Genomic DNA, 24,197 nt, shown 5'->3' with positions numbered 1-24,197 from the left:
AAAGCACTTACCTCATAATGGGTAAGTGCTTTTTTACCTTTAATCAAACTGCCCGAGAACGTTCTTAAGACTCGGCCAAACAATTTCAAAAGGAGTCGCTAATACATACTCTTTTCCATTTTCATCTTTAAAGTGCTGAACAAAACGGTATTTTCCTACTTTGTAGTTAGGAGTTGCGATATCTTGTTTGAATGATTTCCCTGGCTTCAGCGTGACGGTTTTATCAGGAAACTCTAATCCGTTTAGCACAACTTTGTACCACTTGCCGTCTTTTAAGTGATCCGCCGTATTTTCGTAAGGAATTGTTAAGGTATGCGTCGAATTGTTTTGAATAACAAAAAAGCCAAACTGCGTTTTATCGTATTTTTTACTGACAGCAGATAGCGTAATGGTTCCTCCGTCCGTGTTGATGGAAGAAGGAATGTTTTTTTCTTGTTTGGTGCCCAGCTCCATTTTTTGACCGTTATAATCGATATAGCCGAAGATACAAAACAAGATAATAAAAATGCCTAGTATTAGTAAAAGGGTTCGTACTATTTTCAAAAGCTTTACACCACCTTTTTATCACTCTTCCATTATACGGAAAATTATCTTTTGGAAATAGTATAAATTTACATTTTTTATATTACCTTTCTGAAAGGACGGATTAGAATGAGACAAGTTATAGCCATGGGCGGCGGAGGCTTTTCAATGGAGCCGGATAACCCGCTGCTGGATCAATACATACTTTCACAAGCTCATACGGATGTACCGAAGATCTGCTTTATCCCTACAGCAAGCGGAGATGCGGATAATTATGTAGAAAGGTTTTATGAAGCGTTTGAGAAGTTAATATGCACACCGTCTCATTTATCGCTGTTTTCTCAAAACTTTATAGATTTAAAAGCATATGTACTGCAGCAAGATATTTTGTATGTAGGCGGCGGTAATACAAGGAATATGCTTCTTTTATGGAAAGAATGGGGACTGGATACGATTTTAAAAGCAGCTTATAAAAAAGGAATTATTTTGGCAGGAATAAGCGCAGGTTCAATTTGCTGGTTTGAAGAAGGCGTCACCGATTCAATGAACAACAAACTGTCTAAAATCGACTGTTTAGGGTTTTTAACGGGAAGCAACTGTCCTCACTATGACGGAGAAAGCAATCGAAGACCTTCGTATCATGAATTAATTGCAAGCGGGGAAATGAAAGAAGGCTATGCTGTAGATGATGGAGTCGCGCTGCATTTTAAAGATGAGAAGCTATCCGCATCAGTTAGCTCAAGACCAACAGCAAAAGCGTATGCTGTTAATCGAAAAGCAAGTAAAGTCATTGAGCATGAACTCCCGGTGACGTATTTAGGTGATGGCAAGCAATAAATGGCCGCTTCCCGTGTTTCTCTGTATAAAATGGAGCTTATTCGTACATACATAAGCAGAGACTCTATATAGGAGGTTACTTCAGTGAGTTATGAACGATACTGGGGAAACATACATGAACAAAGCGATAAGCTGCAGGAGTTATTATCGTCGTATTGGCATCAGTATTCAGATTTTGGAAACTGGCAGTTTTGGGTGGTGCTTGCTTCGCTCGTTCTTCCTCTTGTGTTGTTGTATTTTACCGTAGACCGGACGCGGATTTTTGAGGTGTTTTTCTTCGGTTACACAGTGCATATGCTTTGGGCATATATTGATATTGCACTTGGACGAAGCGGTTATTTGACGCATACATTTTTCTTAACGCCTCTGCTTCCGAACGCAACAAATATTACGGCTTCTATTTTGCCGGTAGGATTTCTGCTGCTTTATCAATATTGTACAAATCATCAAAAGAATTTTTATCTGTATACAATTCTTTTGAGCGCTGTTTTTTCGTTTGGACTGGCGCCTCTTGAACATCATTTTAAATTCATTGATTCAGGAAAAGGAATGAGTTTGTTTTATATTTTTCTTATTGATATAGGAATAACGCTAGTGGCGTACTGGGTTACAAGGCTGCTTGTAAAAGTAAAAGCTGCAGCCTATGATAAAGTGGAAAAAGAACGATGAAAAAATGTTTGAAGGTTTTCAGTTAGGGGTATACATATATTTAGAATAAATCGAGGTGAAAAAATTGTATTACTATCGCATTTCAGAAGGACAAGACGAAATGTACTCTGAGACAATTGTTGTCCATGAAGAACAGTTTGATCAAGGTACATTCGAAGAAATGGTAAAAGAAGCGATGGTCGATAAGCCCGGCAAAATCGACCAGGTGGACATTGTGAAATATTTAATTGGACATTATCATTTCCAAGTTGCATATATTGAAGCAGCCTTTCATAGCACGTATATAGAAGAACAATAATGTTATGTATTCGTTAAGAAACCCCGTTGCATTGGCAGCGGGGTTTTCTTGTCTTTACCAATATCGATAGTGATAGGGGTTTTGAGGGGAGTAATAAGGATTCTGAGGCGGAGGATACTTATAAGGAGGCGTCTCGTGGCTAGCGGAGCCTGCTTGTTTTTTCTGTTTGTAAGGCCCTTTTTCTACGCATTCGTCCGTTGGTCCAATCACGATAGTTTGATTCTTTAACGGAGCCAGCGTTTTCTTTAGCTGCTCCGGATCTAAGCAGTACGTATGAGCAAGTACTTCAATAGGCGTCTTATTTAAAATATCCGATCCAAAAATGTATTCCGGATACGGAGCGTCAAAAATGGCAAGTAAATGCGTATTGTCTTCAGACGCAATTTCCCAGTGCCACCAGCCTTGAGGGATGTTGGCTACTTGGCCTGGGGCAATTGGAATATTTGTGACTTCATTGTTAAACGGATTGATTAATGAAACGACGGCTGATCCTGAAATGCAGTAGACAAGCTCCGAGGCATTTTGATGATAGTGCGGTTCGACCACGCGGCTTTCGCTTAAGTAAATATCGAGCAATGATACGTTTCCTAATGTATTGAGCACATCCCGGCCTAATCGGTTAATGTAATTTTGATCATTTCGCGTATTAAGTCTGTTTTTATTTACATCAGAGAAGTATTGTACGTTCGGATTATTATAATCCATATAGGACGTTGACAAGGGTCTCCAGCTCCTATCCTTGAATTTTTTATGATGCTGTATCGTATGTGGAGAGTTTTATTTCGTGACAGAAGCCCAGGAAGATGTAGGCAACGGCCTCTTTTGGATAAGGTGTACAATCATTTGTCCGCTGGTTTTCATATACTGTGACAGGTTCTTTTTTCACAGAACCATGATCAATGTCAGACACATATGACGTATCATTTTAAGGAAAGTGAGTTGCAGAGCTGTTGCTTGATCAATATGAAAAAATAAATAGTACGTATGATAAGATAGATGAACTTCAGCTGCCATTTGATAAGCCTGTTTTAGTGGCGATCGAGTGGAACGGAGTGCTGTTTGAGTTTTTAGTCAGATTAAAAAAAGAGTCTTCGCATTTGCTTGTGTTTGGTTCAGGCGGAGGAGCAAGTCAGGAAATGCCGGCAGGACCTCCATATTTTCAGCGGCATTCGTGGATGAATGAATTTGAAGATTCGATTATTTATTACAACGACCCCACGCTTTATTTAGGAAAAGTGTCGCTTGCGTGGGGACAAGGGACAAGCGACCGTTTTTATTTAAAAGACATTGCGGTTTTAATTGAAAAATTCATGAAAAAAGTGCAGATGAATTCGTCTAACGTATTGTTTTACGGCTCTTCGGGCGGAGGATTTATGTCAATGTTTTTAGCGGGGTACGTAAAAGGAGCAAAAGCGCTTGTAAATAATCCGCAGACGTGCTTGACAAAGTGGCTGAAAACGCCGGTTCGACAAGTGTTTAATTTATCTTATCCCGACCTGACTGAAGAGGAAGTGATAGTCTCATACGGTGAGCGAATCAACGTAGTGAAGTTTTTCCGCCATATTAACTATGTGCCAAAGGTGTATTACTTGCAAAACGGAGCGTTCGAGTATGATATGAACAATCACTTGCTGCCGTTTTTAACGGATATGCAGGATATGCCTGACGACTGTGAAATAAATAATGTAAAAGTGGAGCTCTATTACAATCCAAAGCTGAAGCACGCGGCTGTTAGTAAGCAAGAAACGATTGATTATGTGAATATGGCAAAGAATATATAAGAAAAAAGGCAAGAGTTCAAGTGTAAAGGAACCTTTGCCTTTTTTATGTCGAATTTTCTAACTCAATAGATACAAGTAGGCAGTTATGTTGCTTTTTCTTTTGAATATGATAGTGAAGATGAGGTGTAAGGAGGGGAAGTATGGCCGATCAAGATGAGAGAAAAAGATACTTGATGGAAGTTCAGACCTGGCTTGAACAAGTGTGTGACCCTGTATTTGAAGAAGCCATTACAGAAGTAGATATAACGTCATATATCACGCGCACGCAAGAAGACGTTCTTGAATATTTAAGTGAAGAAGATGTTAACGAATATACGTTAGAAGAAATCAACAATGCGGTGCGGCATATTGATAAAGTTTTAAAAGAGCGACTTGGAGATGACGGCAGGGAGCGGGAATCTATAGCGCCGGGACGACACGAGCTGCCGCCGCTTGGCTATAGCTATTCAGCTCTTGAGCCGTATATTAACCGGGAAATTATGCGTCTTCATCACAGCAAGCATCACCAAAGCTATGTCGATGGATTAAATAAAGCAGAGCTCATGCTGCAGCAAGCCCGTAACACAAATAATTTTGACCTCATAAAACACTGGGAACGGGAAGCTGCTTTTCATGGATCTGGTCATTATCTGCATACAATCTTTTGGGAAATTATGAGTCCAGAAGGAGGAGGAAGACCGAGACGACAGCTGTTGCAGCAGCTTCAAAAAGACTTTGGCAGCTATGAGAAATTTATGATGCACTTTTCTCAAGCTGCTAAAAAAGTAGAAGGTGTGGGGTGGGCAATTTTAGTATGGTCCCCGCGTTCGCGCAAGCTCGAAGTTCTGCAAGCGGAGCGTCATCAGCTGCTTACGCAGTGGGACACCATTCCGCTGCTTGTATTAGACGTATGGGAACACGCTTATTATTTGCAGTACAAAAATGAACGTGATCCGTACGTTGACAACTGGTGGAAAATAATTTACTGGCCGAATGTAGAAAAAAGGTTTGAGGCAGCTAAAATGCTTCAGTGGCAGCCATATTGAAAATTAGTGTAACCATTATAATTTAAAGATAAAAGAAGCTGGGACCACAGTATTTTAATTGAAGTAAAATCCGAACGAGTTTGATTCTTGATTGAGAATCAAACTCGTTCGGATTTTTTCATTGTTATGACAATCATGTATGTAGTGGCTTCTAGCTGTTGATTGGAGGGCAAGACGAAGATTCCTGCGGGAATAACGGAACAGATGAGACCCGCAGGAGCGTAAGCGACGAGGAGGCTCATCGCCCGCCCGCGGAAAGCAAAGTCTTGCACGGAAATCAGCAGCGGTGTAAAAAGTGATTTATATTAGATCCTTTATTTCATTTTTTTATTTTTAAATAAACTATGTTCTAAATAATCAATTTAAAATAAAGCATAAGCCTCTAGAACCAGTTGAATGTTACAAATGAAACAATTACGTATAAATGTGTGTAAAACCCCCGTTATATGCCTAAATATGTATGTTTTTAAAGTGTGAAGGTGATTAATTTACTAGTTTAAAAGGAAGAATCTTTATTTTTACTGTAACTAAACTATCAAACTATTGACATGTTACTGAAATATAACTGTAATATTAATGTGTTATTTTTTATGTATTGGTAGATAAAGGGGAAATCAATTAAATGAAAAAGACAATGATTACGTTCAGTTTAGTTCTAATGTCACTGTTCGGAGTGGCAAGTGGTGCATCAGCTGCAACAAATACATATACAGTAAAAAGCGGAGATTCGCTATACAAAATTGCAAAGACATATAAAGTATCGGTTAGTCAGCTGAAACAGTGGAATAACTTAAAGTCAGACAGCATTCATCCAAAACAAGTATTAAAAGTATCTCAAGCAAAATCAAGCACGCCTGCTAAAGCAGCGCCTGCGAAGTCTTCAAACGTTGTGAAAGAATTTAAAGTAACAGCAACAGCGTACACAGCGAACTGCAAAGGCTGCAGCGGAAAAACAGCGATTGGAATTGACTTGAAAAAGAATCCAAATCAAAAAGTGATTTCTGTCGATCCAAAAGTGATTAAACTTGGTTCAAAAGTATACGTAGAAGGTTACGGCACGGCAATCGCAGCTGATACGGGCGGTGCGATTAAAGGAAATAAAATTGACGTTCTTCTTCCTTCTCAAAAAGAAGCGTTAAAATGGGGAAGAAAAACAGTAAAAGTTCAAATCTTAAAATAAGTATTTCTTAAGGAAATGAGAGCCTTCGTTGAAGGGCTCTCATTTTTTTCTTCATTAAAGGGCATGCTACTTTATATATACTGATGGAAAAGTTTTACGAAAATGATCATATTTGTTGACAAATATTTCGGAAACAGATATATTTATTCGGTATATAATTAAGTTCATTAAATATTCGTGACATAAATTAATAGAATGAACACATAAAATATATTCTTAACCTGTTTGTCATCTGAAGATTTTACATACAGATAATTTTAAAGGGAAAGGTCTTGTTAAAATGAATACACAAACACAACAGTCCGATCAAGCCCGAACTCGGTCTATTTTTGGCGTAATGATAATGGGAGCGCTCGTCGCTTTTTTAAATCAAACGCTGATTAACATTGCGCTTCCGCAAATGATGGATCATTTCCATGTAACGGCGGCTACGGGCAACTGGTTAACAACCATCTTTATGTTAGTAAACGGAATTGTTATTCCAATTACAGCATTTTTAATGAATCGATTTACTACAAGGCAGCTGTATATTACAGCAATGGGTCTGTTTACAGTAGGAACACTGCTTTGCGGTATTGCACCGACATTTTCCGTTATTTTAGTGGGACGCGTCGTGCAAGCAGCAGGAGCAGGGATTTTATTTCCGTTAATTACCAACGTTATCTTTACATTATTCCCACCTGACCGACGCGGCTTTGCGATGGGAATTTTTGGTGTAGCGATGAACTTCGCACCGGCAGTAGGTCCGACGCTTTCTGGTTTAATAGTTGAGCACTACTCATGGCGCGTTTTATTCTTTATGATGTTTCCAATTGCACTTATTAACGTAATTGCGGCGATTATTTTAGTGAAAAACGTGACAGAAACAAGCCGACCTAAGCTAGACGTGCTTGGCGTTATTTTATCAACAATTGGATTTGGCGGCTTGCTGTATGCGTTCGCTACGGGCGGTACAAAGGGCTGGACCAGCACTGAAGTATTAGCCATGTTCATTGTAGGCGGTATTTCAATTCTGTTCTTTATTTTCCGTCAGTTAAAAATCGATCAGCCGCTTCTTGAATTCCGTATTTTCCGTTACCGTATGTTCACTTTAACAACAATCATTAACGTTATTGTGACAATGGCAATGTTTTCAGGTATGATTTTAATGCCGATTTATATGCAAAACGTACGCGGTTTTTCACCGTTTCTTTCAGGCCTGCTGTTACTGCCAGGAGGAATTGTAATGGGGATTATGTCTCCGATTACAGGCCGGCTGTTTGATAAGTTCGGCGCAAGATGGCTTGCTGTTATTGGTTTAGCAATTACCGTTGTGACAACATATGAATTAACAAAACTTGAAACGACAACAACATTTATGTATGTAATGATTGTTTATACTGTTCGTATGTTTGGTATGTCGCTGCTCATGATGCCAATCTTTACAGCAGGGTTAAATGAACTTGCGCTTAGCTTAAATAAATACGGCACAGCGATGGTTAATACGCTTCGAATGGTTGCTGGAGCTGTAGGAATGGCGTTCTTTGTCTCCATTATGATGAATCAAGGTGAAAAACATGTGAAAAACATCGTAATGAATCAACAAATTTTGCCGACAGATAAAGGCAGTATGGCTGTAGCTGTGAATCAAGGTACGGCAATGGGCATTAACGATGCGTTTATGATCGCAACGATTTTAAGTGTGATCGCGTTTGTTTTAGCCTTCTTTATTCGCAAAACATCACCAAAAGAAGATACCATTACAAATCGTGTAAAAAAAGCAAGCTAATAAAAAATCCGTGCCTTTTGGTACGGATTTTTTTTATGAGTTAAATTTGTCTTTTTTATAGTCAATATAAAGGGATCCGTCTGACTGAACTTCAGCATAAAACACTTCATCAATTGATTTGACTCCAGCTTTTTCAATCTGCTTATGAAGCCAATTGTTATCTAAATGCAGGTCCTTCAACGCATCTTCATTCGCTTTTCCGTCGTAAATAACGCCTATTGAAGTGGGAAATAAAAGCGTTTTTGACCACGAGTTCGGCTTTTTATCTTGTTTTTGCATAACGGAAAGGTTTCCGTTGATTTCTAATATGGCGTATTCTACATCTTTTATGGAAAATACGTTTTGCTGCCTCAGCATGCCTAAAAGAGATTCAATATCTAGCCGTACTTGTTTTAATGCCTTTTCCATCACTTTTCCTTGCTTAATCACAATTTTGGGTTCGCCGGTAATAAGACGCCGTGCTTTTTTCGATTTCATTCCAATATAGCCCATAGCGATCGTTAAAAATGTCCAACCTAGCAGTGAATAAACCCCTTTATCAATCTCTACTCGCTCATCAGTGGAGAGGGAAGAAGCGATATTACCAATCGTAATTGCCGTAATAAATGTAAATACATTTAACTGGCTGATTTCTGTTTTTCCCATGAGCCGCGTTAAAAGAAGCAGCACAAAAAATGAACAGGCGATTCGAAACGTCGATTCAGCATAGCCCATACATTTCACCCTTCCTTCATTTCATTGTTTTATGTTGTGAAAAAATAGAAATTTTATGCAGTTCAAAAGATAAATTCCATGCTTCTTTCCCACTCGCTTTTGCTTTTGCGCTACAATAAAGAAGCAGCGTGTTTGACTAGACAAAAGAAGGTGAAAAGATGAAACCATTTAAAGCTCCAGCATTATTAGACGTTATCAGCGAATTGTTCTCTGATGAAGCGTCGATTGCCGTTTCAGATCTAGAAACGTACGTGTATTACCGGGCAAGTAAACGAATTAATTTAAAAATTAGCCCTGGAGATCAAATTAAAAAAGGAACGATTACATATAAAGCATTAGAACGAAAGCAAAAAGTATCGGAATTTATTCACCGAGACGTGTTTGGCACGCCTTACTACGGCATGGCCGTACCTTTCTTAGATGAAGGAGAGGTTCAAGGGTGCGTGACGGCGATTTTTCCCGCGTTAACGAGCGGAAAGTCAGTTGTGACGTTAAAGGTGAACGAGGGATGGATACAGGTTCCTTTCTCAAAAATCATCTACGTAGAAGCGCGTGACCGAAAAACATATGTGTACGCACAGAAGTATACGGGTACGCATAAATACACGTTAAATGAATTTGATTATGTGCTTCCAAAAGAAGAGTTTGTGCGCTGTCATCGTTCCTTTATCGTCAATGTGACGCAAATTCAAGAAATTTATCCTGATACACATTCAACTTTTTTATTAGTGATGAGCAACGGAGAAAAAATTCCGGTCAGTCAGTCGTACGCCAGCTATTTTCGAAAGCTACTTGGGTTTTAACCGTCATTTTGCTTAATTATCATCAAATATGCTGTTTTATCGCTATTTTTGTCCATTTCATTCCAAAAACTCTTGTGAACGCTCTTTTTACAGTAAAATGGTAAAAAAGAGCAAAAACAAGGAGTGAACAGATTGGAAAACGTTTGCAGTCGAATTAAGCATGAAGCACTAAAGAATCGCGTTGTCTCTGCTGAAGAAGCAGCGTCTTGGATTCAAGATGGAATGACTCTTGGTCTAAGCGGTTTTACACGCGCGGGGGATGTCAAAGCTGTACCGTTTGCGCTAGCGAAACGAGCGGAAACAGAACCGATAAAAGTAAGCGTGTATACCGGTGCTTCACTTGGGTCAGATGTGGATAAGCTATTTGCAGAAAAAGGCATGTTAAACAAACGCCTTCCATTTCAAGCGGACCCCACGATGCGTAAAAAAATTAATGAAGGTGAATTTCAGTTTATTGACCAACATTTATCGCATACTTCTGAATGGGTGCGTTCAGGCGTGTTAGATTCAATAGATTTCGCTATTTTGGAAGCGGTTTCTATCACGGATGACGGAATGATGATTCCAACAACGTCAATTGGCAATTCGATGGTATTTGCCGAGCATGCAAAATCTATTATTATTGAAATTAACACAGCGCAGCCAGAGCTGTTAGAAGGCATTCACGACCTGTATGATCCGGGCGTTCAAGGACAGCGAGATGCAATTCCTTTGAAAAAATCTGATGACCGGATTGGTTCGTTAGGCATACCAATTGATTTAGATAAAGTAAAGGGCATTGTATTTACAAATCAGCTAGATTCACCGTCTACGATTGTAGCACCTGACGAAGAAACGGTTGTGATGGCTCAAAATTTGATTTCATTTTTACGTGAAGAAATTAAAGAAGGGCGATTAACTGAATCGCTTGCTCCTTTACAATCTGGAATTGGATCTGTGGCAAATGCCGTTTTCCACGGTTTGTTAGATTCAGAGTTTCATGATTTAGAGGTGTATTCAGAAGTATTGCAGGACGCCGTGTTTGATTTATTTGACGCAGGAAAAGTTACGTTTGCTTCCTGCTGCTCAATTACGCTTTCAGCGGATAAAATGAAACAAGTTTTCTCTAATTTTGAAGCCTATCGAGGTAAACTGATTCTTCGTCCGCAGGAAATTTCAAACCATCCCGAAATCATTCGTCGCTTAGGACTGATTTCAATTAATACTGCGCTAGAACTAGACATTTACGGAAACGTTAATTCAACGCATGTGATGGGAACAAAAATGATGAACGGAATCGGAGGTTCAGGGGATTTTGCCCGAAATGCGCGCCTTGGTATTTTTGTAACAAAATCAATTGCTAAAAACGGCGATATTTCAAGTATAGTGCCATTTGTTTCGCACGTTGATCATACTGAACACGATGTGGATGTAATTGTAACAGAGCAAGGATACGCAGACTTGCGCGGACTCGCCCCAAGAGAACGAGCAAAACGCATCATTGAAAATTGTGCCCATCCAATGTACCGCGACCAGCTTATGGCGTATTACGAAGAAGCGCTCACGCGAGGCGGACAAACACCGCACGTTCTTGAAAAAGCCTTTTCTTTTCATACGTCTTATCAAAAAAATGGAACGATGCGAAAAATTGTAGAGCAAACAAAGTAAAAGAACGCTTTGTCTCATGACGAGATAAAGCGTGTTTCTGCTGAGTCAGAAACTTGTGTTTGTTATCTCTTTGAATTACGATGAAAGGGAATACATAAAGAAAACGAGGTAACTTATATATGAAAGCATTAGTATTTGAAAGGTTTGGAGGACCTGACGTTCTTCACTATCAAGATATACCGAACCCCTCTATTGGTCCAACAGACGTACTAGTAAGAACAAAAGCAATTGGACTTAATTTTGCTGATGTGTACCGAAGAAAAGGGAACTACCACTTAACGGGTACACCTCCGTATATTTTAGGATATGAAGGAGCAGGTGTGGTAGAAGAAGTAGGAGCAGAAGTAAGTCACGTTAACGTAGGAGACCGTATTGCGTTTGCTGACGTCCCTTTTGCAAATGCAGAGCTTGTTGCCGTGCCACAGGATAAAATCATTGCGGTACCCGATGATATTTCGTTTGATGCAGCTGCTTCTGTGCTTTTACAAGGGTTAACGGCGCACTATTTAACACAAGACAGCTACGGCATTCAGCCTGGCGATTATGTGCTTGTTCACGCAGCTGCTGGAGGCGTAGGTCAGCTTTTAGTTCAAATTGTCAAGCTATTAGGCGGACAAGTCATTGGCTTAACGTCATCTTCTGAAAAAGCAAAAGCAGCGGCTCAAGCAGGCGCTGACTATGTCTTTTTATACGAAGATAACTGGGTGGAACAAGTGAAAGAAGTAACGAAGCGAGGCGCAGATGTTGCCTACGAATCTGTAGGAGTTACGCTAGAAAAAAGCTTTGAAGCCGTAAAAACAGGCGGAACCGTGGTATTTTACGGAATGGCAGGAGGCGATCCGGCCCCGGTCGACCCGCGTATGCTGATGGATACCTCTAAAACGCTTACAGGCGGAGACTTATGGAACGTGCTTGTGTCATATGAAGAACGTAAAGTACGTTCACAGCAGCTGTTTGAGTGGATCAGTAAAGGTCAGCTTGTGCTAACCGATCCCGTGGTGTTTGATTTAAAAGACGGAGCAAAAGCACATGAGCTGCTTGAAAGCCGGAAAAGTACAGGGAAAATTTTGTTAAGACCGTAAAAGAAAAGCCCTTTAGTCAAGGGCTTTTTTCTGTTAGTAAAGGAGAAACTAAGGAACTGTCTAATATATATAGTAGATAAGTAGAGTGAAAGAGGTGAAGGTAGATGAAACATGCATTGATTACAGCGGGTCATAAAGGTATTGGCAAGAAGGTAACAGAACAGTTTTTAAAAAAGCAGTATTCCGTTACCGTCCATTTTCGAAGTGATAAAAATAAAGTGCGAGAACTGCAAGAAGAATGGCATCAATATAAAGACAACGTACAGTTTGTAGAAGGAGATATAACGAATAAAGCAGATATTGAACATGTCGTTGCGCAGGCTATGGAGCAATTTGGACGTATTGATGTTTTAATTAATAATGCAGGTCCGTATGTATTTGAAAGAAAAAAATTAATAGAGTACACAGACAGTGAATGGTATGAAATGCTGGAAGGGAATTTAAGCTCCGTTTTTCATTTTGTAAAAGCTGTTGTTCCTATAATGAAAAAACAGCAGTTTGGAAGGGTTATTACATACGGTTTTCAAGATGTAGAGCATACCCCTGGATGGATGTACCGTGCGGCTTTTAGTGCCGCTAAGTCAGGGCTAGCTTCTCTGACCAAATCGCTTGCTCTAGAAGTAGCCGAATACGGGATTACGGCCAATATGGTCTGTCCCGGAGATATTGTGGGAGACATGAAAGAAAATGATATCATAACAGCAAGATTACTAGAAGACAAGGAAACGCCTGTCGGTCGATCAGGGACAGGAGAAGACATTGCGCGTATTATTGAGTTTCTTTGTGATGAAAACTCAGATATGATTACAGGCAGCATTATATCCGCTTCGGGTGGAGTAAACGTTTTTCATAAAAGTAAAAAAACAAGCCCCTGACGTTGATGCAGGGGCTTGTACGTTACAGCAGTGATTCTCCGCCATCAATAAACATTTCACTTCCGGTAATATGTTTGGACGCGTCAGAAGCTAAAAAGAAGATTAAATCTGCTACTTCTTCGGGCTTAGCCGAGCGTTTAGCAAGCGGCTGATTGCCATTTGGATATTCAATTGGAATCGCGACTTCTTTTAATTTGTCTTCTTGACGGAATGTATTGCTTTCAATATTTGTATCAACTGCTCCTGGACAAATGACGTTTACCCGTATTCCGTATGTAGAAAGTTCAAGAGCTGCCATTTTGCCGAAAGCCATTTGGCCAGCCTTTGAGGAACTGTATGCGCTCATGCCGATATTTGAAAATGTACGGTTGCCGTTAATCGAGCTAGTAATAATAATGCTTCCTCCCTGAGCTTTCAAATAAGGAATAGAATGCTTTACGGTTAAAAAAGTACTTGTTAAATTTGTATCAATTGTTTTTGTCCAATCTTCTGGTGATAGTTCTTCAATAGAAGAGAACGTACCGTTGATGCCTGCGTTAATAGAAACAATATGTAATTGACTCCATAAGCTGCTGATCGTTTCGATACTCTCTTTTATACTTTCAGAGTCAGATACGTCTGTTTTAATGGCTATACACTCTCCGCCGCTCGACATGATGGTCTCTTTTACTTCTTGTAATTTTTCTTCCTCTAAATCTAAAAGAGCAACGCGCGCTCCTTGTTCAGCTAATGTAATGGCTGAAGCACGTCCAATTCCAGACGCCGCTCCCGTCACAAGCGCAACTTTCCCAGTTAATGCAATCATTTGTAACCCCTCCATATAAAAATGTTGTTTCCTTTCTTTAGCCTATACGAAGGAAATAAAAACCTCTTTTAAAATATTTGTGTTTAAGTTTGCTGAAAGATGCCAAAAGGAAAAGAGAAAACAGCGGCGAATTATTAATATGACGCCAGAACATGGAAAAGCTAATGTCAAATGATCCTACTTGAGTAGCTAAAGATATACCCTGTCTTTTCAGAAGAATGTTTATATAAAATTTTACATCAGAGGGACTTGCAAATCGTTCCTTGAAAGCTTACACTAGTAAAGCACAGAAAAAGGACGGTGTTTTATGAAGAAGAAAAATAATGTGATTCCATTCCCGCAAAGAAGGGAAGCGGCTGCTTATGTTCCCGCTTCTGTTAGCTTAGATAAGGATATTGTGGAATTTTTAGAAATTATGAATTTTGAAGATCGCAATGATTTTTTAAACGAAATGATTGATTCATTTTTTAAATATGTAAAAGGTGAAGAAGACGAAGTAAGATAAAAGGTAACATAAAGACATCCAAAGAGATGTTTTTTATTTTGTGACCAATTGCTTAAAAGGCATGCTTAAGCCTCGTATAGTTATTTATGGTATAGTATACATTAGATACTATCTAGCAGGTGCAAATGCGAGGAGTGATAAGATGAGTGGATTTAAAAAAGACATTCGTGCCGGATCTGAAGAAACACACTCACTAGAACAATTAAAGCATGAAATGGAGCAAAGCCTGTGGAATTTAAGAAAAGATTTGCGAAATGAAAATCGCTCGGAAACGGAAAAGGCAATGATTAAAATTTCGCTGCTGTCACTATTTGAGGAACAGGCAAATAAATTGAGTGAAACTGAGCTTTCTGACTACCTTGCCGATTACCACAAAAGAGTCGAGCAGTTATTCGACAGGTATAGCTATAAATAAGACAAGCATCCTTGCGGGGATGCTTGTTTTTATTTGAGCAAAATTCGCTTGTATTCATGGCGCTTCAGAGGTTTGGATACATACCCGTCGGCTTCTAGCTGATAAATAATGGTGGCAGCTGCATACACGCTAAAGGCATGATCAAGACCAAAGTAGTCTTGCAAAGCGGCGACGCTCACTTCCTCTTGAAAGATTTTACTGCGATTCGATAAGACAATAGGGTAGACGTTTTTAACGATTTGCTTTGAAATTTCGAGTGTTAACATATTAAATCCCTCCCGTTTGAGTGTACATAACTAAACGTATTCAGCACGGTGTACATTCATGAAAAAGGGAGCGATTACATTTTTAAAAGATAAAGAAAAGAGGAGTAAATGCCCATAAAATCAAATGTTTTATCTCTTTGTGGGGCATGTTTGAAAAACGCAGTATTTTTAGTGTATGACAAACATTTTCAAAAGTTCTATGGAATTATTAGGAGCAATTTAACTAAATCCACATATCTTAAAGTATAGCAAATGGAGGTGAAACACATGGGATACTACGGAGGTTACGGATACGGTTGTGGTTATGGCGGCGGTGGCTGCGGCGGCGGTTTCGCTTTAATCATTGTACTTTTCATCTTATTAATCATCATCGGCGCTTCTTGCTTCGGCGGCGGCTGGTGCTAATTATTAAAAAATGATGACGACGCAACATCCACACTTTATTTCTTCAACTATTTCTTCCACAAAAGGTCTCTTCGGGATGAAGAGACTTTTTTAGTTTATTATTTATAATAACGTGTACAAACTACACGTTAAAAAGGTTTTATGCATGGTTCTACATAAAAAAAAGACTCTGATTTCAGAGTCTTTTTCTACTTATGCTTTTTGAACGTTAGCAGCTTGAGGTCCGCGTTGACCTTCTTCAACGTCGAATGTTACAGCTTGACCTTCGTCTAAAGATTTGAATCCTTCGCTTTGGATTGCTGAGAAATGTACGAATACATCGTCGCCGTTTTCGCGCTCGATAAATCCGAAACCTTTTTCTGCGTTAAACCATTTTACTGTACCTTTTTCCATGAATGTTGCCTCCTCGTGTGCTATGCACACATTGTATTACTATCCTTGCTCATGATCAAAATCTTTAAGACGAAAGTATTCACCTATCGATTGTTGCCGAACAAAAATAATTCTTCTTATAGAATAGCAAAAGTTAATGATAATTGCAAGGAATGAAGAAAATTTAACGAAAATGGTTCATTCATTTAATGAAAGAAAACGAAAATTATACGAGTGAAAATAAGTAAGAAAGAGCGTATCAGGTCACACTATCTCTATATATAAGAAGAAAGGGGTCAGTCATATGTTTAAACAAAAAGCAGGGGAAAAACTGATTGAATTGTTAATTGAATGGGGCGTTGACCATATTTACGGTATGCCAGGAGACTCCATTAATTCAATTATTGAACCGCTTCGCAAAGCCCAGGACAAAATTAAATTTATTCAAGTGAGGCATGAAGAAGCGGGAGCTCTCGCAGCAGCTGCATATGCAAAGCTAACGGGTAAAATCGGTGTATGCACGGCTATTGCCGGACCGGGAGCGATTCATTTACTGAATGGTTTGTATGATGCAAAGTTAGACAAAGCTCCCGTTTTAGCACTTACGGGGCAAGTGGAGTCTGATCTTATCGGAAGCGATGCGTTTCAAGAAATTAATTTAGAGCGAATGTTCGATGACGTGGCTGTATATAACCAGCGAATCATGTCCGCTGAACAGCTTCCCACTGTTGTCAATCAAGCGATTCGAACAGCTTATGCTAAAAAAGGTGTGGCTGTGTTAACCATTCCCGATGATATCCCTCGTTTTGAAATCGGATCAGAAGCACGAGAAACATCAAGCATAATCGTTAAACAAGACGTCTTTCCTCACAGAGAAGACCTTGAAAAGGCAAAAGATTTGATTGGTAAAGCAGAAAGTCCGGTTATTTTAGCCGGTCGAGGCACACATGAAATGAGAGAAGAACTGCTTGCGTTTGCAGAAAAAATCGCAGCACCTATTGTTCTTACGCTTCCTGGAAAAGGCGCAATACCGGATGAACATCCGTATTGTCTTGGAGGACTTGGATTAATCGGGACAAAGCCAGCGTATGAAGCGATGCAAGAAGCGGATACGCTCATCATGATTGGAACGTCCTATCCGTTTACAGGCTTTTTGCCAGACCATGCGAAAACGATTCATATTGATATTGATCCTGCACAAATTGGCAAAAGATATCCTGTAGATGCAGGGCTTGCCGGAGAAGCAAAAACAACAATTCAGTGGTTCTTAGAAAACGTTGGCCGCTCAGAGCATCGCCAGTTTTTAGAGCAAAGTCAAGAACGTATGAAAAGGTGGTGGAGTCAGCTTGATACCCAAGAGGCAAAAGAAAGTCTACCTATCAAGCCTCAGCGAGTAATTCGAGCTCTTCAGCACGTAGCGGCTGATAACGCGGTCTTGTCCGTAGATGTAGGAAACGTCACAGTATGGATGGCGCGTCATTTTCGTATGACAAATCAGCAGTTTGTGATTTCAAGCTGGCTAGCGACTCTCGGATGCGGGCTGCCGGGCGCACTTGCTGGAAAAATTGCTTATCCGGATAAGCAGGTGTTTGCGGTCTGTGGAGACGGCGGCTTTGCGATGACCATGGCAGATTTTATTACAGCTGTTAAATACAATCTTCCGCTAGTTGTGGTGCTATTTAATAACCATAAAATCGGTATGATTAAATTTGAACAAGAAGTAATGGGAAACGCTGAATTCGGCACAGACTTAACAAATCCGAACTTTGCCAGGTATGCAGATATTTGCGGAGGTGTTGGCTACCGAGTAGAAAAAGAAGAAGAGCTGCTGCCAGCTTTTGAAAGTGCTGTTAGACAAAACAAGCCGTGTATTATCGATGTAATCGTTGATGCAAACGAAGCCCCTATGCCAGCTAAGATTACGCTAGGGCAAGCAACGGGTTATGCCAAGCATATGGTGAAAGAATTATTTCAAGAAGGCAAGCTAGATTTACCTCCTCTATAAAAAAGAGGCCGTGACAAAAATATTTTAGTAAAGATCCGAACGATGAATCGAGACTCTTAATAGAGAATCAACTTCGTTTGGATTTTTTTATTGTGAGGGTGAATGTAGCTTAATTAACTATAAATTTATTATGTAAACTTAAATGCCGGCAAATGAAAAGTAGTGATATTATATTTATTTTGTAAAGTGGATGAGCAAAAAAACACCGAATTGGATGGTCTTTTTTTATAAAACTGCTTTAAGATAAGAGAGATAAGGGATAAACTACTAATAAGAAAGTTTAAATGTAAGGACTGACGCCGCATGAACTGGAGACCAGATCGCGCTAGCAAAAAAGCGATTTATAAACAAATTGCAGAATATATTGAAAGCTGTATTTCATCGGGAGCGTTTCCGCCGGATTCTATGCTGCCATCAGAACGAACGCTTGCTGCTGAGCTAAACGTGAACAGAAGCACGGTAGTAGCTGCTTATGAAGAGCTGCAGGCACTTGGAATCGTAGAACGTAAAAAAGGAAGCGGCACGCGAGTTAGTTCGAGCATCTGGGGAATTTCCCGTAAACGTATTCCAAACTGGGGGAGGTATGTAGAAGACGGTTCATTTTTGCCTAATTTACCGCTCGTACAGCGAATAAGAAGCGAAGCTTTGCGAACAGATTTTGTAAACTTAGCCAGCGGAGAATTAGCCCCTAGCTTGTTTCCAAGTGAAGATTTTCAGCGAATATTAGCGGGCATGCCGTTTAATGAGCATTTAGGCTATGATCATCCTCACGGCAATGAACGTCTGCGTGACGCTATTGCTGCTCATGTTCATGAGTACCGGAAAATCTCCACCGATGCTAATTCCATTTTAATCACATCAGGTGCACAGCAAGCACTTCATTTGATTGTGCAGTGTTTGTTAAAACCAGGAGATGCAGTAGCGATTGAAGATCCGTCTTATAGCTATTCACTGCCGCTTTTTCAATCAGCAGGTTTACGAACGTTTTTGCTGCCTGTAGATAAAAATGGAGCCAACCCGGACGACTTAGTAGAATTACATAAAAAGCATCGCATTCGTATGGTTTTTTTAAATCCGTATTATCAAAACCCGACCGGTATTGTGTTATCAGAAGCGCGTCGAAAGCGGTTTTTAGAGCTTTCTTCAGAATACGGCATTCCGCTTATTGAAGATGATCCTTATTCACTCACGGCATTTGACGGAAATGTACATCAAACGCTGAAATCGATGGACGAGAACGGAAATGTCCTCTATATCAGCTCGCTTTCTAAAATCGTGGCATCGGGCCTTCGAATTGGCTGGATAGTGGGGCCAGAGCAAGTGATTCAGCGCCTGGCAGATGCTAAGCAGCAAATTGACTTTGGTCACAGCATCTTTCCGCAGTGGATTGCTTATCAATTCTTAGATTCTCCTACGTTTTCTTCGCATATTGAAAAGCTTAGACAAGAGCTCAAAAAGCAAGAGTATGCCCTGTCGTCGAGTCTGAACGAGTTGCTCGGATCAAAAGTATCTTTCGATTCGCCTCAAGGCGGGATTCACTTATGGTGCAAAGTGAATCAGCCGGTCGATGACTATCGTCTATTGGAAGAATCGCTTAAAAGAGGAGTGGCTTTTGTCCCAGGAAGCGTGCTGAGTTCTCAAAGCGGAGCTATTCGCTTTACGTTTGGCAGAGGAGAAGAAGAGGTGATTCGAGAGGGAATTAAACGATTTGCGAGCGCCCTAGAGAGTCTGGAATAGCTATAAACATAGGTAAACGTGCCGGATGAAAGTTTTATTTTATTATTTCGTATAGATTGTTATGATCTTGTGCTATACTAAGAGTACCATTAACTTTACTTCTGTATTTGTACCGACTGGCCCTGTTGAAAAACAGGGCTTTTTTTTATGTTTGTACACAAAAAAACAGATCCTTTAAAGGATCTGTTTCTGATATGTTGTGTTTCTTATGCTTTTTGAACGTTAGCAGCTTGAGGTCCGCGTTGACCTTGTTCTACGTCAAATGTTACAGCTTGACCTTCGTCTAAAGATTTGAAGCCTTCGCTTTGGATTGCTGAGAAGTGTACGAATACATCGTCTCCACCTTCGCGCTCGATGAATCCAAAACCTTTTTCTGCGTTAAACCATTTTACTTTACCTTGTTCCATAATTGTTGCCTCCTCGTGCGGACTCGCACATTGTGGTACTATTCTTGCTCAAATCTAAAGACGAAAAGTGACAATACTCATACATCCCCACCGAACAAAAATAATTCTCTTACATCTTAGCAGAAATTTCCTATGTTTGCAAGCGCTTTATTTAAAAACCATTCGTATTTTTTTGACAAGTTTTTCATAAATTATGTCTAAAAAATGTCACATTTTGAACATTATAGAAAGGCTATTCTTTGTATTCGCTTTTACTGTAGTTATATAATAATGAAAATATGCTTTTTCTAAAGATAGACGACAAGTATAAGAAACGTACATACTGAGTGCTGAAATGGAGTGGTAAAGATGAAGGTGGGTTTAATTGGTTTAGGAAATATGGGATTACCGATGGCGGAAAATATGATAAAGGCGGGTCATGAACTTGTTATTTATAACCGCACTGCTTCGAAGGCGGAAAGCCTTGTGAAAAAAGGAGCAAAGGTTGTGGAGACACCTGCTCAAGCAGCACAAGAAGCGAATCTTGTCTTTACGATTCTTTCAAATGATGAGGCTTTAGAAGAAGTAACGCTTTCAGAAGCCGGTGTACTTGCAGGCCTTCAAGAAGGTGGTATTCACGTCTCAGTGAGTACTATTAGCGTAGATTTGTCGGAAAAATTAACAAGCGCACATGCTGCATCAGGACAGCATTTTGTTGCAGCGACTGTTTTAGGTCGCCCCGACGCAGCAGCAGCTGCGGCTCTCAAAGTAATAGTTGCAGGTAATAAAGAAGCAAGAGAGCACGTTTGGCCGCTGTTTGAAGCGATTGGTCAAACTATTTTCACTGTAGGAGACGAGCCTTACTTATCAAATGTAGCTAAGCTTGGCAATAATTTTTTATTAGTTTCGATGTTAGAAGCTGTTTCTGAAGCAGTAGTCATGGTAGAACAGTATGGCATGCAAGCGGAGGAGTTTCTTGAAGTGGTTAATAGCTTATTTGCATCTCCTGTGTATAAAAATTACGGCAATTTAATTGCTAAAAGAGACTTTGAACCAGCCGGGTTCAAGCTGGAGCTTGGACTAAAAGATGTAAACTTGGCTATTGATGCAGCCAAAAAAGTGTCCGCTCCGCTTCCGTTAGGAGAGCTTGTGAAAGGTCATTATGAACAAGGAATCGAAAATGGCTGGGGTCATTTAGACTGGTCCGCTTTACTAAAAACAGTTGAAGCTCTAAAAAAAGATAACTAAAAAGACGAAAAGGAGTGCAGCCAGTGAAAGCGAAAGGAAAGTGGGTATGGATTGTATCCTTTATTTCGATTATTTCGTGTCTGCTGTTTGCAGCTGGGCTTGGAATGTCTATTTATGATTATGTTAGCGCCTCAAAAGCTACTGTAAAAGAAATGCCAAAGCCAAAGCAGGAAACAAGCAGCAGTAACAAAAGTACAAAGAATTATACGATTGTCGCTTTAGGAGATTCACTGACAAGAGGAACAGGAGATGCAGCGGGAAAAGGATACGTTGGGTATTTAAAAGAGAATCTTGAAGAAAAAACGGAGAAGAAAATTCTCTTAAGTAACTTTGGAATAAAAGGTCAAACGTCTTCGCAGCTGGCAAGTCAAGTAAAGCAGCAGCAAATTCAGCGGCAGATTAAGTCGGCAGATACCGTGCTGATCACCATTGGAGGAAATGACTTATTTCAAGGCGGACAAACGCTGCAGAACTTAAATAAAAACAATATTCAAAAGCTAGAAAATGACTATTTAAAAAACGTAGACAGCATCTTAAAAAGCATCCGGTCGGCAAATAAAGACGCAACAATTTTTTTAATTGGTTTATACAATCCGTTTAGTAACCTGCAAGATGCAAAAACGACAACGGCTATTGTACGAGAATGGAATTACAGAAGCAGTGAATTAAGTGCTAATTATAAGCAAACTGTTTTTGTACCGACCTTTGATTTGTTTCAGCTAAAGGTAGATGACTACTTATATACTGATAAGTTTCATCCGAATGCAAAAGGCTATAAGCTAATCGCAGAACGTGTAGCATCGCTTATTACGTGGTAAGGGAGGGAATGATATGAGTGAAGTAACGCTTTCAGTAAAAGGACTGAAAAAAGTAATAGGAAAACGAGAAATTATCAAAAATATTGATTTTGAACTAAAAAGAGGCGAAGTATTTGGTTTTTTAGGGCCAAATGGAGCTGGTAAAACAACAACGATCCGAATGCTTGTCGGCTTGATTCGCCCGACGGCTGGTTCGATTTCTATCTGTGGATACAGTGTATCGAAGCAGTTTACAAAAGCGATGGAGCATATCGGCTGTATTGTTGAAAATCCTGAGCTGTATCCATACTTAAGCGGCTGGGAAAATCTGCAGCACTTTTCACGTATGATTCCTTCTATGACGGAAGAACGCATTCATGAAGTGGTGGAATTAGTTGGCTTACAAGAGCGTATCCACGACTTAGTTCGCACGTATTCATTAGGTATGAGGCAGCGTTTAGGAATTGCGCAAGCGCTTCTCGGAAAACCGAAAGTGCTCATTTTAGATGAGCCAACGAACGGACTCGACCCATCTGGGATTCGGGACATGCGTAAATTCATTCGCTTTTTAGCTGAAAGTGAAGGTCTAAGCGTCTTAGTATCGAGTCATTTGCTGAGTGAGATTCAGCTAATGTGTGACCGAGTAGCGATTATTGCAAAAGGAGAAGTTATTCACACAGAATCGGTGAAGACCCTGTTAACTCAGCAAGAGCGCTTACTGTGGAAGCTAGATCCGCAGCCTGCGGGAATAGACGTCTTAAAACAAGTGACGGACTTTGTGCAAGTGCAGGGGGAGTATGTCACTACGTTTTATGAAGAATCTGAAGTGGGAGAGTGGAACAAACAGCTCATTCAAGCAGGAGTAACGGTAAAAGAAATGAATCGAAAGCTTCCAACTCTTGAAGATTTATTTATCGAAATGACAGGAGGCGAATCGATTGATTAGTTTGGTTCAAAATGAAGTGATCAAGCTCGTTCGAAAAAAGCGCCTGTTAATCGTTACCCTTATTATGGGCGTTTTGATTTCCATGTTCACATATGCTCAGCTTCGCGAAACGCAGCGCCTTCAAGAAAAGCTAGGAACGACCGATTGGCGCAGTACGCTGCAGCAAGAAATTATCGATACGCAAAACCGGCTGAGCGGAAGCCAAATTTCAGATGATTGGCGCAAGCAGCTTGAAATTCGCGTGGCGCAGCAACAGTATTACTTAGATAACGATATCAATCCTTCAGAACCAGGAGCCCCAACGTTTGTGCGAGGGTTCATTGAAAACGCCATTCAGCTTTTGCTGCCGCTGATGATTATGATTATTGCAGCGGATTTAGTGTCTTCAGAATACAGCTTGGGATCCATCAAGGTACTGTTGACGAGGCCTGTGAAACGCTGGAAAATCCTGCTTAGTAAATATATCACGCTCGTCATGTCTGTCTCGTTTTTAATTTTAATGTTTGGCGTTTTGTCGTATCTCATTTCTGGCGTTGTATTTGGATTTAAAGGCTGGACAGCCCCGATTCTTACGGGGTTTAGTGTGCAGGGAAATGACTTAAATACAGCGGACGTTCATTTAATTTCGCAGTGGAGATATATTTTAATGGAGTTTGGTCTTGCTTGGTTTGTATCACTTGTTGTTGGAACGCTTGCTTTTATGCTGTCTGTTTTAATTAAAAGTACAGCTGCTGGTATGGGTGTGATGCTTGCTTGTTTGATTGCAGGTACGATTTTAAGCAGCATGGTTTCTTCATGGCATTCGGCTAAGTATTTGTTTATGGTTAATTTAAATTTAACTTCTTATCTGCAAGGCACAGCTCCTCCGACTGAAGGAATGACCTTAGGGTTTTCCTTGGGTGTTTTAACCATTTGGGGACTTGCCGGGCTGCTCGTGTCGTTTCTGGTATTTACCAAAAAAGACGTGTACTAATTCCATATAAGTTGACGATAATCAGGAACGTACGTTACGATTGTATTAACAAAAAATGCTGTTTTGTTCAAAGGGGAGTAGCTCTTGCAGTAAAGTCGTCATTTCGAGATTATTATCTCCGGCTTTATTGACAATG

General features: G+C 40.0%; 28 protein-coding genes. 21 read left to right on the top strand and 7 right to left on the bottom strand.

The annotated features are described in order from the left end of the window. Nucleotides 1-39 precede the first annotated feature (39 nt). Complete coding sequence (locus MKY06_RS14015; RefSeq protein ID WP_057273344.1) at nucleotides 40-543, bottom strand: immunoglobulin-like domain-containing protein; 504 nt, start codon at nucleotides 541-543, stop codon at nucleotides 40-42. A gap of 108 nt (nucleotides 544-651) precedes the next feature. Here MKY06_RS14015 and MKY06_RS14010 point away from each other — a divergent pair, with 108 nt between their 5' ends. The 3 genes from MKY06_RS14010 (at nucleotide 652) to MKY06_RS14000 (ending at nucleotide 2,326) form a co-directional block, all read left to right on the top strand. Then, on the top strand, nucleotides 652-1,359 hold the full coding sequence (locus MKY06_RS14010) for a Type 1 glutamine amidotransferase-like domain-containing protein (RefSeq protein WP_098277975.1): 708 nt from the start codon (nucleotides 652-654) through the stop codon (nucleotides 1,357-1,359). Nucleotides 1,360-1,443: 84 nt separating this feature from the next. Continuing rightward, a complete protein-coding gene (locus MKY06_RS14005; protein WP_098277974.1) occupies nucleotides 1,444-2,028 on the top strand; it encodes a hypothetical protein in 585 nt (194 codons plus the stop codon). A gap of 64 nt (nucleotides 2,029-2,092) precedes the next feature. Beyond that, complete coding sequence (locus tag MKY06_RS14000; RefSeq protein WP_013057425.1) at nucleotides 2,093-2,326, top strand: hypothetical protein; 234 nt, start codon at nucleotides 2,093-2,095, stop codon at nucleotides 2,324-2,326. Between the two features lie 54 nt (nucleotides 2,327-2,380). Here the strand turns inward: MKY06_RS14000 and MKY06_RS13995 are convergent, their stop codons facing one another. After that, the gene (locus tag MKY06_RS13995) at nucleotides 2,381-3,046 is read right to left on the bottom strand and encodes a cupin domain-containing protein (protein ID WP_013057424.1); all 666 of its coding nucleotides are present in this window, start codon (nucleotides 3,044-3,046) and stop codon (nucleotides 2,381-2,383) included. 230 nt (nucleotides 3,047-3,276) lie between these two features. On the opposite strand from MKY06_RS13995, the gene MKY06_RS13990 reads away from it, so the two are divergent. The 5 genes from MKY06_RS13990 (at nucleotide 3,277) to MKY06_RS13970 (ending at nucleotide 8,080) form a co-directional block, all read left to right on the top strand. Further along, entirely contained in the window at nucleotides 3,277-4,107 is an 831-nt protein-coding gene (locus tag MKY06_RS13990) for a glycosyl transferase family 2 (protein ID WP_098277973.1), read from the top strand. A gap of 140 nt (nucleotides 4,108-4,247) precedes the next feature. After that, nucleotides 4,248-5,132: a superoxide dismutase gene (locus tag MKY06_RS13985; protein WP_029322263.1), complete on the top strand. Its 885-nt coding sequence runs from the start codon at nucleotides 4,248-4,250 to the stop codon at nucleotides 5,130-5,132. Nucleotides 5,133-5,290: 158 nt separating this feature from the next. Further along, nucleotides 5,291-5,431 carry a hypothetical protein gene (locus MKY06_RS13980; protein ID WP_176544059.1) on the top strand — a complete coding sequence of 47 codons (141 nt, stop codon included), beginning with the start codon at nucleotides 5,291-5,293 and terminating at the stop codon, nucleotides 5,429-5,431. 323 nt (nucleotides 5,432-5,754) lie between these two features. Then, nucleotides 5,755-6,312, top strand: a complete 558-nt coding sequence (locus MKY06_RS13975; RefSeq protein ID WP_013057420.1) for a 3D domain-containing protein — start codon at nucleotides 5,755-5,757, stop codon at nucleotides 6,310-6,312. 280 nt (nucleotides 6,313-6,592) lie between these two features. Then, a complete protein-coding gene (locus MKY06_RS13970) occupies nucleotides 6,593-8,080 on the top strand; it encodes a DHA2 family efflux MFS transporter permease subunit (protein WP_098277972.1) in 1,488 nt (495 codons plus the stop codon). Nucleotides 8,081-8,113: 33 nt separating this feature from the next. On the opposite strand, the gene MKY06_RS13965 is transcribed toward MKY06_RS13970, so the two are convergent. Further along, a complete protein-coding gene (locus MKY06_RS13965; RefSeq protein ID WP_098322375.1) occupies nucleotides 8,114-8,794 on the bottom strand; it encodes a YetF domain-containing protein in 681 nt (226 codons plus the stop codon). Between the two features lie 158 nt (nucleotides 8,795-8,952). On the opposite strand from MKY06_RS13965, the gene MKY06_RS13960 reads away from it, so the two are divergent. From MKY06_RS13960 to MKY06_RS13945, 4 genes are all read left to right on the top strand, one after another. Then, entirely contained in the window at nucleotides 8,953-9,597 is a 645-nt protein-coding gene (locus MKY06_RS13960; protein WP_289914927.1) for a LytTR family DNA-binding domain-containing protein, read from the top strand. A 132-nt stretch (nucleotides 9,598-9,729) separates the two neighbouring features. After that, the gene (locus MKY06_RS13955) at nucleotides 9,730-11,244 is read left to right on the top strand and encodes an acetyl-CoA hydrolase/transferase family protein (RefSeq protein WP_289914924.1); all 1,515 of its coding nucleotides are present in this window, start codon (nucleotides 9,730-9,732) and stop codon (nucleotides 11,242-11,244) included. A 119-nt stretch (nucleotides 11,245-11,363) separates the two neighbouring features. Further along, nucleotides 11,364-12,326, top strand: a complete 963-nt coding sequence (locus MKY06_RS13950; protein WP_098449232.1) for a quinone oxidoreductase family protein — start codon at nucleotides 11,364-11,366, stop codon at nucleotides 12,324-12,326. 104 nt (nucleotides 12,327-12,430) lie between these two features. Continuing rightward, the gene (locus tag MKY06_RS13945) at nucleotides 12,431-13,201 is read left to right on the top strand and encodes an SDR family oxidoreductase (RefSeq protein WP_055992856.1); all 771 of its coding nucleotides are present in this window, start codon (nucleotides 12,431-12,433) and stop codon (nucleotides 13,199-13,201) included. A gap of 22 nt (nucleotides 13,202-13,223) precedes the next feature. On the opposite strand, the gene MKY06_RS13940 is transcribed toward MKY06_RS13945, so the two are convergent. Then, nucleotides 13,224-14,006 (bottom strand): SDR family oxidoreductase, encoded by a 783-nt coding sequence (locus tag MKY06_RS13940; protein ID WP_013057413.1) that lies wholly within the window; start codon nucleotides 14,004-14,006, stop codon nucleotides 13,224-13,226. A 307-nt stretch (nucleotides 14,007-14,313) separates the two neighbouring features. Between MKY06_RS13940 and MKY06_RS13935 the strand changes: the two genes are divergently transcribed. Both MKY06_RS13935 and MKY06_RS13930 read left to right on the top strand, forming a co-directional pair. Further along, entirely contained in the window at nucleotides 14,314-14,511 is a 198-nt protein-coding gene (locus tag MKY06_RS13935; RefSeq protein WP_098277969.1) for a hypothetical protein, read from the top strand. A gap of 142 nt (nucleotides 14,512-14,653) precedes the next feature. Then, complete coding sequence (locus MKY06_RS13930) at nucleotides 14,654-14,926, top strand: hypothetical protein (protein ID WP_098238826.1); 273 nt, start codon at nucleotides 14,654-14,656, stop codon at nucleotides 14,924-14,926. Between the two features lie 29 nt (nucleotides 14,927-14,955). On the opposite strand, the gene MKY06_RS13925 is transcribed toward MKY06_RS13930, so the two are convergent. Further along, nucleotides 14,956-15,192 carry a hypothetical protein gene (locus tag MKY06_RS13925; RefSeq protein WP_063671810.1) on the bottom strand — a complete coding sequence of 79 codons (237 nt, stop codon included), beginning with the start codon at nucleotides 15,190-15,192 and terminating at the stop codon, nucleotides 14,956-14,958. Between the two features lie 267 nt (nucleotides 15,193-15,459). On the opposite strand from MKY06_RS13925, the gene yjcZ reads away from it, so the two are divergent. Then, entirely contained in the window at nucleotides 15,460-15,597 is a 138-nt protein-coding gene (gene yjcZ, locus MKY06_RS13920) for a sporulation protein YjcZ (protein ID WP_013057409.1), read from the top strand. 192 nt (nucleotides 15,598-15,789) lie between these two features. Here yjcZ and MKY06_RS13915 read toward each other — a convergent pair whose 3' ends face one another. Then, nucleotides 15,790-15,990 carry a cold-shock protein gene (locus tag MKY06_RS13915; protein WP_013057408.1) on the bottom strand — a complete coding sequence of 67 codons (201 nt, stop codon included), beginning with the start codon at nucleotides 15,988-15,990 and terminating at the stop codon, nucleotides 15,790-15,792. Between the two features lie 283 nt (nucleotides 15,991-16,273). Here MKY06_RS13915 and MKY06_RS13910 point away from each other — a divergent pair, with 283 nt between their 5' ends. Together MKY06_RS13910 and pdxR are read left to right on the top strand one after the other, a co-directional pair. Further along, nucleotides 16,274-17,974 carry a pyruvate oxidase gene (locus MKY06_RS13910; protein WP_013057407.1) on the top strand — a complete coding sequence of 567 codons (1,701 nt, stop codon included), beginning with the start codon at nucleotides 16,274-16,276 and terminating at the stop codon, nucleotides 17,972-17,974. Nucleotides 17,975-18,277: 303 nt separating this feature from the next. Beyond that, nucleotides 18,278-19,711, top strand: coding sequence for a MocR-like pyridoxine biosynthesis transcription factor PdxR (gene pdxR / locus MKY06_RS13905; RefSeq protein ID WP_013057406.1), 1,434 nt, complete (start codon nucleotides 18,278-18,280; stop codon nucleotides 19,709-19,711). Nucleotides 19,712-19,917: 206 nt separating this feature from the next. On the opposite strand, the gene MKY06_RS13900 is transcribed toward pdxR, so the two are convergent. Then, the gene (locus MKY06_RS13900) at nucleotides 19,918-20,118 is read right to left on the bottom strand and encodes a cold-shock protein (RefSeq protein ID WP_013057405.1); all 201 of its coding nucleotides are present in this window, start codon (nucleotides 20,116-20,118) and stop codon (nucleotides 19,918-19,920) included. 348 nt (nucleotides 20,119-20,466) lie between these two features. Between MKY06_RS13900 and MKY06_RS13895 the strand changes: the two genes are divergently transcribed. From MKY06_RS13895 to MKY06_RS13880, 4 genes are read left to right on the top strand one after another with little or no spacing between them, the layout of a single operon-like run. Beyond that, nucleotides 20,467-21,345, top strand: coding sequence for an NAD(P)-dependent oxidoreductase (locus MKY06_RS13895; RefSeq protein WP_098563136.1), 879 nt, complete (start codon nucleotides 20,467-20,469; stop codon nucleotides 21,343-21,345). Between the two features lie 23 nt (nucleotides 21,346-21,368). Further along, nucleotides 21,369-22,163 carry a GDSL-type esterase/lipase family protein gene (locus MKY06_RS13890; RefSeq protein ID WP_013057403.1) on the top strand — a complete coding sequence of 265 codons (795 nt, stop codon included), beginning with the start codon at nucleotides 21,369-21,371 and terminating at the stop codon, nucleotides 22,161-22,163. A gap of 13 nt (nucleotides 22,164-22,176) precedes the next feature. Further along, nucleotides 22,177-23,088, top strand: coding sequence for an ABC transporter ATP-binding protein (locus MKY06_RS13885; protein WP_029322239.1), 912 nt, complete (start codon nucleotides 22,177-22,179; stop codon nucleotides 23,086-23,088). Continuing rightward, nucleotides 23,081-24,061, top strand: a complete 981-nt coding sequence (locus tag MKY06_RS13880) for an ABC transporter permease (RefSeq protein ID WP_029322237.1) — start codon at nucleotides 23,081-23,083, stop codon at nucleotides 24,059-24,061. The genes MKY06_RS13885 and MKY06_RS13880 overlap by 8 nt, the downstream gene beginning before the upstream one ends. Nucleotides 24,062-24,197: the final 136 nt, after the last annotated feature.

The sequence above is a fragment of the Priestia sp. FSL P4-0332 genome, assembly GCF_038005845.1.
Classification (GTDB): Bacteria; Bacillota; Bacilli; order Bacillales; family Bacillaceae_H; genus Priestia.
This window is presented reverse-complemented; position numbering and strand designations above follow the sequence as displayed.

What these genes read in the sequence shown, in the direction of transcription:
- MKY06_RS13975 (WP_013057420.1), top strand. Translation starts at nt 5,755, where the DNA reads ATGAAAAAGACAATGATTACGTTCAGTTTAGTTCTAATGTCACTGTTC.
- MKY06_RS14010 (WP_098277975.1), top strand. Translation starts at nt 652, where the DNA reads ATGAGACAAGTTATAGCCATGGGCGGCGGAGGCTTTTCAATGGAGCCG.
- MKY06_RS13960 (WP_289914927.1), top strand. Translation starts at nt 8,953, where the DNA reads ATGAAACCATTTAAAGCTCCAGCATTATTAGACGTTATCAGCGAATTG.
- MKY06_RS13985 (WP_029322263.1), top strand. Translation starts at nt 4,248, where the DNA reads ATGGCCGATCAAGATGAGAGAAAAAGATACTTGATGGAAGTTCAGACC.
- MKY06_RS13970 (WP_098277972.1), top strand. Translation starts at nt 6,593, where the DNA reads ATGAATACACAAACACAACAGTCCGATCAAGCCCGAACTCGGTCTATT.
- MKY06_RS13945 (WP_055992856.1), top strand. Translation starts at nt 12,431, where the DNA reads ATGAAACATGCATTGATTACAGCGGGTCATAAAGGTATTGGCAAGAAG.
- MKY06_RS13935 (WP_098277969.1), top strand. Translation starts at nt 14,314, where the DNA reads ATGAAGAAGAAAAATAATGTGATTCCATTCCCGCAAAGAAGGGAAGCG.
- MKY06_RS13900 (WP_013057405.1), bottom strand. Translation starts at nt 20,118, where the DNA reads ATGGAACAAGGTAAAGTAAAATGGTTTAACGCAGAAAAAGGTTTTGGA.
- MKY06_RS13895 (WP_098563136.1), top strand. Translation starts at nt 20,467, where the DNA reads ATGAAGGTGGGTTTAATTGGTTTAGGAAATATGGGATTACCGATGGCG.
- MKY06_RS13940 (WP_013057413.1), bottom strand. Translation starts at nt 14,006, where the DNA reads ATGATTGCATTAACTGGGAAAGTTGCGCTTGTGACGGGAGCGGCGTCT.
- MKY06_RS13950 (WP_098449232.1), top strand. Translation starts at nt 11,364, where the DNA reads ATGAAAGCATTAGTATTTGAAAGGTTTGGAGGACCTGACGTTCTTCAC.
- yjcZ (WP_013057409.1), top strand. Translation starts at nt 15,460, where the DNA reads ATGGGATACTACGGAGGTTACGGATACGGTTGTGGTTATGGCGGCGGT.
- MKY06_RS13885 (WP_029322239.1), top strand. Translation starts at nt 22,177, where the DNA reads ATGAGTGAAGTAACGCTTTCAGTAAAAGGACTGAAAAAAGTAATAGGA.
- pdxR (WP_013057406.1), top strand. Translation starts at nt 18,278, where the DNA reads ATGAACTGGAGACCAGATCGCGCTAGCAAAAAAGCGATTTATAAACAA.
- MKY06_RS13925 (WP_063671810.1), bottom strand. Translation starts at nt 15,192, where the DNA reads ATGTTAACACTCGAAATTTCAAAGCAAATCGTTAAAAACGTCTACCCT.
- MKY06_RS13965 (WP_098322375.1), bottom strand. Translation starts at nt 8,794, where the DNA reads ATGGGCTATGCTGAATCGACGTTTCGAATCGCCTGTTCATTTTTTGTG.
- MKY06_RS13910 (WP_013057407.1), top strand. Translation starts at nt 16,274, where the DNA reads ATGTTTAAACAAAAAGCAGGGGAAAAACTGATTGAATTGTTAATTGAA.
- MKY06_RS13930 (WP_098238826.1), top strand. Translation starts at nt 14,654, where the DNA reads ATGAGTGGATTTAAAAAAGACATTCGTGCCGGATCTGAAGAAACACAC.
- MKY06_RS13915 (WP_013057408.1), bottom strand. Translation starts at nt 15,990, where the DNA reads ATGGAAAAAGGTACAGTAAAATGGTTTAACGCAGAAAAAGGTTTCGGA.